Source organism: Pseudomonas sp. RA_35y_Pfl2_P32 (assembly GCF_963970735.1).
GTDB lineage: Bacteria > Pseudomonadota > Gammaproteobacteria > Pseudomonadales > Pseudomonadaceae > Aquipseudomonas.
This window is the reverse complement of record NZ_CAXAQF010000010.1, coordinates 197,429-209,444: the sequence shown is the minus strand read 5'-3', so window position 1 is coordinate 209,444 and position 12,016 is coordinate 197,429. Positions and strand designations below refer to the sequence as shown.

8 protein-coding genes and 1 pseudogene are annotated in these 12,016 nt (G+C 60.2%); 3 read left to right on the top strand and 6 right to left on the bottom strand.

All coding sequences use genetic code 11. From position 1 onward, the window contains the following. The 6 genes and pseudogenes from AACY45_RS12565 to AACY45_RS12540 all read right to left on the bottom strand — a co-directional run. Positions 1–133, bottom strand: a pseudogene (locus AACY45_RS12565) (peptide ABC transporter permease); the annotation flags it as partial. A 72-nt stretch (positions 134–205) separates the two neighbouring features. Further along, positions 206–1,801: an ABC transporter substrate-binding protein gene (locus AACY45_RS12560; protein WP_339545773.1), complete on the bottom strand. Its 1,596-nt coding sequence runs from the start codon at positions 1,799–1,801 to the stop codon at positions 206–208. A gap of 76 nt (positions 1,802–1,877) precedes the next feature. After that, positions 1,878–3,293: an OprD family porin gene (locus AACY45_RS12555; RefSeq protein WP_339545772.1), complete on the bottom strand. Its 1,416-nt coding sequence runs from the start codon at positions 3,291–3,293 to the stop codon at positions 1,878–1,880. Between the two features lie 170 nt (positions 3,294–3,463). Further along, positions 3,464–5,065 (bottom strand): ABC transporter substrate-binding protein, encoded by a 1,602-nt coding sequence (locus tag AACY45_RS12550; RefSeq protein ID WP_339545771.1) that lies wholly within the window; start codon positions 5,063–5,065, stop codon positions 3,464–3,466. 302 nt (positions 5,066–5,367) lie between these two features. Beyond that, entirely contained in the window at positions 5,368–6,993 is a 1,626-nt protein-coding gene (locus AACY45_RS12545; RefSeq protein ID WP_339545770.1) for an ABC transporter substrate-binding protein, read from the bottom strand. Between the two features lie 378 nt (positions 6,994–7,371). Beyond that, complete coding sequence (locus AACY45_RS12540) at positions 7,372–8,088, bottom strand: SIMPL domain-containing protein (RefSeq protein ID WP_339545769.1); 717 nt, start codon at positions 8,086–8,088, stop codon at positions 7,372–7,374. A 228-nt stretch (positions 8,089–8,316) separates the two neighbouring features. Here AACY45_RS12540 and AACY45_RS12535 point away from each other — a divergent pair, with 228 nt between their 5' ends. The 3 genes from AACY45_RS12535 (at position 8,317) to AACY45_RS12525 (ending at position 11,956) form a co-directional block, all read left to right on the top strand. Further along, positions 8,317–9,579 (top strand): ATP-binding protein, encoded by a 1,263-nt coding sequence (locus AACY45_RS12535; RefSeq protein ID WP_339545768.1) that lies wholly within the window; start codon positions 8,317–8,319, stop codon positions 9,577–9,579. Then, a complete protein-coding gene (locus AACY45_RS12530; RefSeq protein WP_339545766.1) occupies positions 9,572–10,132 on the top strand; it encodes a response regulator transcription factor in 561 nt (186 codons plus the stop codon). Before AACY45_RS12535 ends, AACY45_RS12530 begins: the two co-directional genes overlap by 8 nt. 96 nt (positions 10,133–10,228) lie before the next feature. Then, positions 10,229–11,956 carry an ABC transporter ATP-binding protein/permease gene (locus tag AACY45_RS12525; RefSeq protein WP_339545765.1) on the top strand — a complete coding sequence of 576 codons (1,728 nt, stop codon included), beginning with the start codon at positions 10,229–10,231 and terminating at the stop codon, positions 11,954–11,956. Positions 11,957–12,016: the final 60 nt, after the last annotated feature.

Here is a 12,016-nt window from a genome sequence, read left to right as displayed (position 1 = left end):
CGACCCGGCGTTCTCCCATCATGACTTCCACAGGGTCGCCGGGAATCATGCGAATCAACGCGAAAGTCAGCAGGGTGATGCCGAAGAACGTGGGGATCAACAACCCCAATCGGCGGGCAATAAAACTAAACATCTTGTGGTGTACCTCATCAGCCGGTTAGGCGTACCGGTCAGCCCAGAATCAGGCTGTGGCCGGCGTTTTTTTCTACTTCACCTGGGTGGTGGCGAAGTTATTGGTGGTCAGCGGGTTCATGTAATAACCGTCTACGTTCTTGCGCAGGGCGGTAAACATCTTGGGATGAGCCTGATCAACCCACACCACTTCGTCGTGCAGGATAGTCAGGGCTTTTTCATAGAGGGCGGCGCGTTCGGCGGTACCGGTCGTGGCCCGGGCCTGGGTGATCAGCGCCTGGAATTGCGGGTTGCACCAGCGGCTGTAGTTTTCGCCGTTCTTGGCAGCTTCGCAACTCAACAGCGGACCGAGGAAGTTATCCGGGTCACCGTTGTCGCCGCTCCAGCCGGCAGATACCAGGTCGTGTTCGCCTTTCTTCGCACGCTTGAGCATTTCGGCCCACTCCATGACACGAATGTCGATGGTGAGACCGACCTTGGCCAGGTCCGCCTGGATCAACTGGGCGCCCAGTTGCGGGTTGGGGTTGGTTGGGCCACCGGCGTTGCGGGTGTACAGGGTGAACACGGTGCCGGGTGGAACGCCGGCTTCCTTGAGCAGGGCGCGTGCCTGGTCGAGGTCCTGGGGTGGGTTCTTCAGCGTGGTGTTATAGCCCAGTAGCGCCGGCGGGTAGGGGTTGACCGCGGCAATCGCGTTGCCTTTGCCGTACAGGGTGTCGACGTAGGTCTGTTTGTCCAGGGCCAGCTCGATGGCCCGGCGCACCCGTACATCGCTCAGGTATTTGTGGCTGGTATTGATCGCGGTATAGCCGGTGGACATGGCCGCGATGCTGGCGACCTGCAGGGCCGGGTCGGCCTGGATGCTCGGGACGTCATCGGGTTTGGGGTAGAGCGCTACCTGGCATTCATTGGCCTTGAGCTTCTGCAGGCGGGTGTTGTTGTCCGGGGTGATGGCAAAGATCAGCGGGTCTGCCGGCGGCTTGCCACGGAAGTAGTGCGGGTTGGCCTTGTAGCGGACCTGCGCATCCTTGGCGTAGCGCTGGAAGATGAACGGACCGGTGCCGATCGGCTTGCTGTTGAGGTCGGCCATCTTGTCGGCCTTTTGCAGTAACGCGGCGTACTCGGCCGAGTGAATCGAGGTGAACGCCATGCCCAGGTCAAGCAGGAAGGGGGCTTCAGGTCGATTCAGGGTGAACCTGACGGTTAACTCGTCGACTCTTTCGACGCGCTTGAGCAGGTTCTGGAAGTCCATGCTTTCAAAGTAGGGAAAGCCGACAGCCGATTGCTTGTGCCACGGGTGGTTGGGGTCCAGTTGACGCTGGAAGCTCCAGACCACGTCGTCGGCATTGAGCGTGCGCGTCGGTTTGAAGTAGTCGGTCGTGTGGAACGCGACGCCTGGGCGCAGGTGGAAGGTGTATTGCAGGCCGTCCGGGGTGATGTCCCAGCTTTCGGCCAGGGCCGGCTGGATCTGCGCGGTACCGGGCTTGAAGTCCACCAGGCGGTTGAACAGGGTCTCTGCTGCTGCGTCGGCCGTTACGGCAGTGGTGTAGAGCACCGGGTCGAAACCTTCCGGGCTGGCTTCGGTGCAGACCACCAAGGGGTTGGCCGAAGCACCGATGGCTGTCATCAGCACGGTGGCTGCGACAACTGCGCGCAAGGGAAGCATCTTCATATTAACCCTCCGTATTCCATGAGCCAGATTAGTCGTTGGGACCGATTCGTCGAATCGGCCCCGCGGTTGTCACGTCTTAGAGGACGTTGAACGGAATGGTGGTGACCAGGCGGAACTCGTTGATGCTGCCGTCAGCCTGGTTTTCGCTCGCCCGGTGCGCGGTGTAGGTGGCGCGAACGGTGGTGGCTTTCAGCGGACCGCTTTGAATGGCGTAAGTGCTGCCGATGCCATATTCATAGTGGTGTTCACCGTCTTGCGACTGGATGCCGTCGTAGCCGGTGCCGGTGTAGTGGGTGCCGTCGATGCCCCAGCCGCGTGCCTGGTAGATGTTGAACTTGAGACCCGGTACGCCGTACTCGGCCATGTTCAGGCCGTAGGAAACCTGGAAGGATTTCTCGTTCGGGCCGTTGAAGTCCGACAGCAGGGAGTTGGCCAGGTAGATGCCGTTGGTTTCGTGCAAGTAGTCGAAGTATTCGTTCCCGTTCACTTGCTGGTAGGAGAAGGTCAGGGTGTGAGCCTGGTGGGTCAGGCCCAGCGACAGGGAGTAGGTGTCGTTGTCGATGTTGCCCAGCTTGGCTTTGCCTTCTTCCTGGGTCTTGTAGTAGTTCAGGCCGGTGGTCAGGCTCAGCACCGAGCTGTCGCCCAGCACGTGGGTGGCGCCGAAGTAGTACTGGTTCCAGATGTCTTCGGCCTGGGTGGCCCAGAGGCTGGTGGTCAGGCTGGCGAACGGCGAGTAGCTGATGCCGGCGGTGTTGACGTGATCGGCTTCGGCATCGATGGCGCCGTATTCGGAGCGGAATTTGCTCAGGCTCTCTTCGGTACGCGGTGAGTTGCGATCGAAGGTGGCGACGTCGAAGGCCAGGTTGCTCAGCTCTTCACTGTGCAAGGCCACACCCTGGAAACTCGAAGGCAGGGCACGGTTGCCGATGACATCGACTTGCGGGCTGCTGAAGTTCATGCGCCCGGCAGTCAGGGTGGTATTGGAGATGCGAGCCTTGACGTTGGCCAGGCCCAGCTTGCTCCATTGGCCCTGGGCGTCGCCGCCTTCTTTGGTCAGGGTCCGGTTGTTGCCTGCGCCAGGGCGAGTGCCCGGAGCGCCGCCGTTGTTGGAGGCCAGGTTTTCCCGATCACGTTCCAGTGCGACAGCGTTGTAGGCCGCCAGCTCGGTGCTGAAGCCCACGGTGCCCTGGGTGAATCCGGAGTTGTACTTGACGATGGTGCCCTGGACCCAGTTGATCCGGCGATCGGTGGGGGTCGAGACGCCGTCTTTTTTGTAGGCGAACTTGCCGCCGCGCTTGAGTTGTTCGTTGGCGTACCAGTTACGGGTACTGCCGTCGATCTTCTGGCCTTCGATGAAACCGGTGGCCTCGGATTGGGCATTGCTGGTGTTGACCGTCACCGGGGTGAACGCCTGGCTCTGGGGTTCGGCATAGGCGGTCGCGGTGATGCTGCTGATGGCCAGGGCCAATAGGGCGGAGTTGCTCAGTTTCATCAGTGAAGCTCCTTTTTTTCTCTTGTTATTGCCGGTCTCTTGCAACAAGCCGGCTACTTAGGGTGGAACTCATTCAAGGCATCGCAAACGTTTGCATGGGGCGATAACGCCGAATTCAGGCAACAGTCTGGCGTGAGGGCGAAAATCGCCCCCAGGTTGTGGCTAATCAGTTATTGGTCGATCCCGACACCGGAGAACACGTTACGACCGAAGGGACTGACTCTAAATCCCTCGACTTTGGCGCTTAATGGCTGGTTGACCGTGGAGTGGGCGACTGGGGTAATTGGCACCTGCTGCTTGAGCAACTGCTGGGCCTGTTTGTAGAGCGCCGTGCGCTGCTCGCGGTCGGTCACGATCTTGGCCTGCTTGATCAGCTTGTCGTAGTGCGGGTCGCACCACATGGAGTAGTTATTGCCGCCAATCGCATCGCAGCTGTACAGGGTGCCCAGCCAGTTGTCCGGGTCGCCATTGTCGCCGGTCCAGCCGATCAGGCTGATGTCGTGCTCGCCGTTCTTGGTGCGCTTGATGTACTCGCCCCATTCGTAGCTGACGATCTTCACTTTCAGGCCGATTTTCGCCCAGTCTGCTTGGAGCATTTCGGCCATCAGCTTGGCGTTCGGGTTGTACGGGCGTTGCACCGGCATGGCCCACAGAGTGATTTCGGTGCCTTCCTTGACGCCGGCCGTCTTGAGCAGCGCCTTGGCTTTTTCCGGGTCATAGGCAGCATCCTTGATGCTGTCGTCGTAGGACCACTGGGTCGGCGGCATAGCGTTCACCGCCAGTTGCCCGGCGCCCTGGTACACGGCGTTGAGGATGCCTTGCTTGTTCACGGCCATGTCCAGCGCCTGGCGTACTTCGAGCTGGTCGAAGGGTTTGTGCTGGACGTTGTAGGCGATGTAGCCGAGGTTGAACCCGGGTTTTTCGATCAGTTGCAGCTTCGGGTCTTTTTTCAGCGCCTCGACATCGGCCGGGCGTGGATGCAGGGTGACCTGGCACTCGCCGGCCTTGAGTTTCTGCACCCGTACCGAGGCATCGGTGTTGATCGCAAAAATCAGTTGGTCAAGTTTGACCCGGCTCGGGTCCCAGTACTGTTTATTGCCCGCATAACGGATCTGCGAGTCTTTCTGGTAGCGCTGGAACACGAACGGCCCGGTGCCGACCGGCTTCTGGTTGATCTCGCTGGGTTTGCCCGAGGCCAGCAACTGGTCGGCGTATTCGGCGGAGAGAATCGCGGCGAAGCTCATGGCGATGTTCTGGATGAACGCGGCGTCGACCGAGTTCAGGGTCATGACCACGGTCAGGGGCCCGGTTTTTTCAACCTTGGCGATGTTCTTGTTCAGGCTCATCCCGTTGAAGTACGGGAACTCGGTGGGGTAGGCCTTGCGGAAGGGGTGTTCGGGATCGAGCATGCGGTTGAAGGTGAACAGCACGTCGTCGGCGTTGAAATCCCGGCTCGGGGTGAAGTACTTGGTGGTGTGGAATTTCACCCCTTCGCGCAGGTGGAAGGTGTAGGTGAGGCCGTCGTCGGAAATATCCCAGCGGGTTGCCAGGCCCGGTACGACGCTGGTGGCGCCTTTCTCGAACTCGGCCAGCCGGTTGTACAGGGGCTCGGCGGCATCGTTGTCGGTGGCGGTGGTGTATTGCGCAGTGTCGAAGCCCGCCGGGCTGCCTTCGGAGCAAAACACCAGGCTGTTGCCGGCGGCCTGGCTGATGGAGGTGGCGGCCAACAGGCCGGTGCCCAGCAGGGCGGAGATAACCAAGGTATGGCGCATGACACTCCCTCTCTTATTGGAAATAAACCATGAGCCCTCGTCCCGTCCGGGGACGTGCGGGCATCACGGGTGCAGAACCACGGGCTTCAGCGATTGCCGTTCCAGGCGCAGTACGGTCGGACCCTCGACGTTAGTGAGTCGAATGTCGGGCGGTAAATGCGAAAGGCCTTAAATACAGGTAAGAAAAGGCGATACGTCCCAAACCTGTGGCAGTAGGCCGCAGTGATTTGGGATGTAGGTCAATTCCGCTGTCTTGGCAGATAGAGCCGCGGCGACGTCAGCGACGTCGCCGCGGCAATACCTTATTTGCTGACGCTGACGCCGTAGAAGGAGTTCAATCCAAACGGGCTGATCTTGAAGTCCTGCACGGTATTGCGCATGGGTTGATACACCGTCGAGTGCGCGATAGGTGTCATCGGGACTGCATCTTTGAGGAGGTGTTGCGCCTGCTTGTACAGCTCGGTGCGTTTGGCGACGTCGGTGGTGGCCTTGGCTTCCTTGATGATGGTGTCGTACGGCTTGTCGCACCATTTCGAGAAGTTGTTGCCGCTCAGGGAGTCGCAGCCGAACAGTACGTTCAACCAGTTGTCCGGGTCACCATTGTCACCGCTCCAGCCAATGATCATGGCCTGGTTCTCGCCACCTTTGGAACGCTTGATGTACTCGCCCCATTCGTAGCTGACGATGTTGACTTTCAGGCCGATTTTCGCCCAGTCCGACTGCAGCATTTCTGCCATCAGCTTGGCATTCGGGTTGTACGGACGCTGGACCGGCATGGCCCACAGGGTGATTTCGGTGCCCGGCTTGATGTCTGCCTTTTTCAGCAGTTCCTTGGCCTTTTCAGGATCGTACTTGGCGTCCTTGATGGTGTCGTCATAGGACCACTGGGTCGGCGGCATGGCGTTGACGGCCAGTTGGCCAGCGCCCTGGTAGACCGAGTCGATGATTTGCTGCTTGTTCACCGCCATGTCCAGCGCCTGGCGCACTTCCAGCTTGGCCAGTGGGTTGGCGTCGGTACGGCCCTTGAGGACCGGCATCACGTTGTAGGCGATGTAGCCGAGGTTGAAACCGGCCTGGTGCGGCAGTTTCAGGTTCTTGTCTTCACCCAGGGCCTTGAGGTCGGCCGGACGTGGGAAGAGGGTGACCTGGCATTCGTTTTTCTTCAGCTTCTGGATACGCACCGACGGGTCGGTGGTGATGGCGAAGATCAGGTTGTCGATCTTGACGTCTTCAGGCTTCCAGTAGTCCTTGTTGCCGGTGTAACGGATGTTGGAGTCTTTCTGGTAGCTCTTGAACACGAACGGGCCAGTGCCGATTGGCTTCTGGTTGATGTCGCCCGGCTTGCCTTCCTTCAACAGTTTGTCGGCGTATTCGGCAGACTGGATCGAGGCAAAGCTCATGGCCAGGTTCTGGATGAATGCGGCGTCTACCGTGCCCAGGGTGAACTTGACGGTCTTGTCGTCGATTTTTTCGATGTGCTTGATGTTGGTGTCCATCCCCATGTCCGTGAAGTACGGGAACTCGGTGGGGTAGGCTTTGCGGAACGGCAGGTCCTTGTCGATCATGCGGTTGAAGGTAAACAGCACGTCGTCGGCGTTGAATTCACGGGTCGGCTTGAAGTACGGCGTGGTGTGGAACTTGACCCCTTCGCGCAGATGGAAGGTGTAGGTCAGGCCATCCGGGGACACGTCCCAACTGGTGGCCAGGCCAGGAACAACGGCGGTGCCGCCACGTTCGAACTGGCTCAGGCGGTTGAACATGGTCTCTGCCGAGGCGTCGAAGTCGGTTCCGGTGGTGTACTGGCCAGGATCAAAACCAGCCGGGCTCCCTTCGGAGCAGAACACCAGGTTAGTCGCAGCGGAGGCGAAAGGTGCGCTAGCGAGCAAGCTGGCGCCGACTAAAAACGGAATGACCGCGTGTTTAAGCATGGTGGCCTCATGATTTGTTGTCATTTTTGGAATTAGAGGACGACCTCGTGAGTCGACCTGCGGATACTTATGCAGGGCCTATACCCAATGCAAGATCCAGAGCGGCTACAAGTCTTAAACAGTGGTACGAACGTACCTTAATGTCGCATTCTTATAAACTTTGACGCATTTGATCGTTTGCGTAGGGTTTTTTCGGTGCGATAGGTGCACCAAATGGGTGCTGAAGGCACAGTGGGCGCACTTTGACGGAGCGAGGTGTTACCGAACCATACGTACAGCCTAGTCGGAGATTTCGAGATGGCGAGGGGGGAGGGGGAGGGGAAATCTGTAGGAGCTGGCCGGGCGGCGTTCCGCTTTCCCGGCCAGCTCCTACAAGCGTTACGGCATCAACACTTCAATAGAGCCGTCGGCCGACATGCTGACCTGGCTGGTGCCGGCTTCTACTTGCGGGGTCACCGGGGCGGAATCCATGGCGGCGGCTTTCATCATCATTGGCGCGCGCAGGTAAGGCTGTGGATAACCATTGCTGTTGAGGTTCAGGTTGACGATTTTGTAACCTTTGCCGCCCAGGGCTTCGGTGGTCAGTTGGGCGCGAGCCTTGAAGGCGTTGACCGCTTCCTTGAGCAGCGCATCCTCGCTGGCCTTGCGGGTCGGGGTGGCGATGGCGAAGTCCATGCCGGCCATCTTCAGGTCGCCCAGCAGTTCGCCGGTGAGTTTGGACAGGGCGGCGAAGTCCGAGCTTTCCAGGCGCAGTTCGGCACGCTCACGCCAGCCGGTGATCTTCTGGCCCTTGTCGTCGTAGATCGGGTAGCTGTTGCGGCTGCCCTGGCGCAAGGTCACGTCCTTGACCTGCCTGGCCTGGCTCAGCGCCTTGTTCATCGCGGTGCTCACCACGGCCGCCAGCTTGGCCGGGTCGGCATTCTGCTCTTCGGTATAGAGGGTCACGATCATCAAGTCGCGGGCCACTTCCTGGCTGACTTCGGCGCGCAGGGAAATCTGGTTGTAGTGCAGCTCGTCCGCGGCCAGGGCCGGGAGGCTGGCCAGGGTGCCGGCACTGAGGGCGAGAAGGGCGGCGCTGCGGCGAAATGTATTCATGAAAGCTCCTTGGATGATGCGCAGGGGTAACGGTGCGAGCCTGCGTAGAACCATCAGACTCTAGCTTCTATTGTCCGGTTCAGCCGGTTACAACTTCTATACAGATAGCGCGCAGGTGCTTGCTGTGCGATCAATTGCCCTGTGTCGCTTTGCCGCAGTTTTGCCTGCCAGGCCCCCTGCTTGGTTATACTCGACGCGATCCGCCTGGAGCGCTCATCAGGAGAGCTCATGCTCGCCCCCGTACAACTACTTTCCGCGACTCGCCAGAACCTCTGGCGACTGACGTTCATCCGCACCCTGGTGCTGGCCGCCCAGGCCGGTTCGGTAGGGCTCGCCTATTGGTTCGACCTGCTGCCGCTGCCCTGGCTGGAACTGGCCGCGACCCTCGGTTGCTCGATGCTGCTGTGTGCCTTTACCGCCATACGGCTGCGCACCTCGTGGCCGGTGACCGAGCTCGAGTACGCCGTGCAACTGGCCTGCGACTTGTTTATCCACAGTGCGCTGCTGTATTTCTCGGGCGGGTCCACCAACCCGTTCGTCTCTTATTACCTGGTGCCCCTGACCATCGCTGCCGTGACCTTGCCGTGGCGCTATTCGGTGATCCTGTCGGGCATTGCGCTGACCATGTACACCTTGCTGCTGGCGCAGTTCTACCCCCTGGAAACCTTCCCGATGTACCGGGAAAAGATGCAGATCTACGGCATGTGGCTGAGTTTTGCCCTGGCGGCGGCGGTCATCACCTTCTTTGCCGCGCGCATGGCCGAAGAGTTGCGTCGCCAGGAAGAATTGCGGGCGATCCGCCGTGAAGAGGGCTTGCGCGATCAGCAACTGCTGGCCGTGGCCACCCAGGCCGCCGGCGCTGCCCATGAATTGGGCACGCCACTGGCGACCATGAGCGTGCTGATCAACGAGATGTTGCAAGACCATCATGACCCACTGCTGCGCGAGGATTTGAGCGTGCTGCAGGATCAGGTGAAGCTCTGCAAGCAGACCTTGCAGCAGTTGGTGCGCGCCGCCGAGAACAATCGCCGCTTGGCCGTGGACATGCAGGACGTCAGCGTCTGGCTCAACGAAGCGCTCGACCGCTGGCACCTGATGCGTCCGGAAGCCACTTACCGCCTGCAGCGGCGGGGGGAGGGCAGTGAGCCGCGCCTGGCGCCGCCGCCGGACCTGACCCAGGCCTTGCTCAACCTACTGAACAATGCCGCCGACGCCTGCCCGGAAGGGCTGGAAGTGACGCTGGACTGGGACGCCATCGAGCTGACCATCAGTATTCGCGACCACGGTGCCGGTGTGCCGCTGGCCATTGCCGAGCAGATCGGCAAGCCATTTTTTACCACCAAGGGCAAAGGTTTCGGCCTGGGCCTGTTTTTGAGCAAGGCCAGCGTGACACGCGCCGGCGGCTCAGTGAAACTCTATAGTCATGAGGAAGGCGGTACGCTCACCGAGCTGCGCCTGCCCCGTGCCGCACGAGGAGACGACCATGAGTGACGAGATCCAAGTCGAAGGCGAAGACCTGCCGCATTTATTGCTGGTAGACGACGACGCTACTTTCACCCGCGTCATGGCCCGCGCCATGAGCCGCCGCGGTTTTCGCGTCAGCACCGCCGGTTCCGCCGAGGAAGGCCTGGTCATTGCTCAGCAGGACCTGCCGGATTTCGCCGCGCTGGACCTGAAAATGGATGGCGATTCCGGGCTGGTGCTGCTGCCCAAGCTGCTGGAACTCGACCCGGAAATGCGCGTGGTGATCCTGACCGGTTACTCGAGCATTGCCACCGCCGTCGAGGCGATCAAGCGCGGCGCCTGCAATTACCTGTGCAAACCAGCCGATGCCGATGATGTGCTGGCCGCCTTGCTGTCCGAGCACGCCGACCTCGATACCCTGGTGCCGGAAAACCCGATGTCGGTGGACCGCCTGCAGTGGGAGCACATCCAGCGCGTCCTCACCGAGCACGAAGGCAACATCTCCGCCACGGCCCGCGCCCTGGGCATGCACCGGCGCACCCTGCAGCGCAAACTGCAGAAGCGTCCGGTTCGCCGCTGAACCGTCGCTGAACGAAAATCGCCAGCCTCCGGGACAAAATGAACCGATCACCTATGATCGGTTCCTACGTCCTGTGTTTTCTACCGAGCCTGAACCATGAATCAGAACGCTGAATATTCCGCGGTCAACGATGCGGTGCGCGGTCAGTTTTTCCGCCGTGTCTGGCAGATGATCACGCCTTATTGGCGCAGTGAAGAGAAGGGCAAGGCCTGGCTGCTGTTGATTGCGGTGATTGGCCTGTCGCTGTTCAGCGTGGCGATCTCAGTGTGGATCAACAGCTGGTACAAGGATTTCTACAACGCCCTGCAAAAGAAAGACGATGCCGCGTTCTGGAGCCTGATCCTGTATTTTTGTGGGATTGCCGCGGTGGCGATCCTGGGGGCGGTCTACCGGTTGTACCTGACCCAGATGCTGACCATCCGCTGGCGCGCCTGGCTCACCGAAAAACACTTCGCCCGCTGGCTCGGGCACAAGAACTACTACCAGCTGGAGCAGGGCGGTTACACCGACAACCCGGACCAGCGAATCTCCGAAGACCTCAACAGTTTCACCAACAATACCCTGGGCCTGGGCCTGGGGCTGATTCGCACGGTGGTCAGCCTGGTGTCGTTCTCGATCATTCTGTGGGGCGTTTCCGGCAGTATCGAGGTATTTGGCTACACCATTCCCGGCTACATGTTCTGGTGCGCCCTGCTCTACGCACTGGTGGGTAGTTGGATCACCCACTTGATCGGTCGCCGCTTGATCGGCCTGAACAACCAGCAACAACGCTTTGAAGCCGACCTGCGGTTCTCCATGGTGCGGGTCCGGGAGAATGCCGAGAGCATTGCCCTGTACAACGGCGAAGCGAATGAAAACCAGCGCTTGAGTACGCGGTTCGGCAAGGTCTGGCACAACTTCTGGGACATCATGAAAGTGTCCAAGCGCCTGACTTTCTTCACCGCCGGTTACGGGCAGATCGCGATCATCTTCCCGTTCATCGTGGCGGCGCCGCGGTATTTCTCCGGCAAGATCGAGCTGGGCGAACTGATGCAGATCAACTCGGCCTTCGGCAACGTCCAGGAGAACTTCAGCTGGTTCATCAGTGCCTACGCCGACCTGGCCGCCTGGCGTGCCACTTGTGACCGGTTGCTGAGTTTCCGCCAGGCGATGAGCGAAAACGAAGCGCGTGTGCCGGCCATCGACGTTCAACAAGAAGGCGCCGAGTTGCAGGTGCAGGAGGTGGGCCTGGACCTGGCGGATGGTCGTCATCTGCTGACCAGTGCCGACATGACCGTGGAGCAGGGCGACAGGCTGATGCTCAGCGGTCGCTCCGGCAGCGGCAAAAGTACTCTGCTGCGGGCCATGGGCGGCTTATGGCCGGCCGGACATGGGGCTATTCGCTTGCCGAATGCGCGGTACCTGTTTCTGCCGCAGAAACCTTACCTGCCGATTGGCACCCTGCGTGAAGCCTTGAGTTATCCACAGTCTGGCGATACCTACCCGCACGAGCGCTATGTACAGGTGCTGGAAACCTGTCGTTTGCCCCACCTGGTGCCACGCCTGGATGAAGCCAACCACTGGCAGCGCATGCTGTCGCCGGGTGAACAGCAGCGTCTGGCGTTCGCCCGTGCGCTGCTTTATGCACCGCAATGGCTGTACATGGATGAAGCCACTTCGGCGATGGACGAAGAAGACGAGGCCACGCTGTACCAGGCGCTGATCGATCAACTGCCGGGCTTGAGCATCGTCAGCGTCGGTCATCGCAGCAGCCTGAAGCGGTTCCATCCGCGCCATGTGCGGATCGACAACGGCCACCTGCTGGAGCAGACCGTGCCGGCCTGATCCCACTGAAAATGTAGGTCAACAGTGATCGTACAACCGCCCTGCGCTATGATGTGCGTA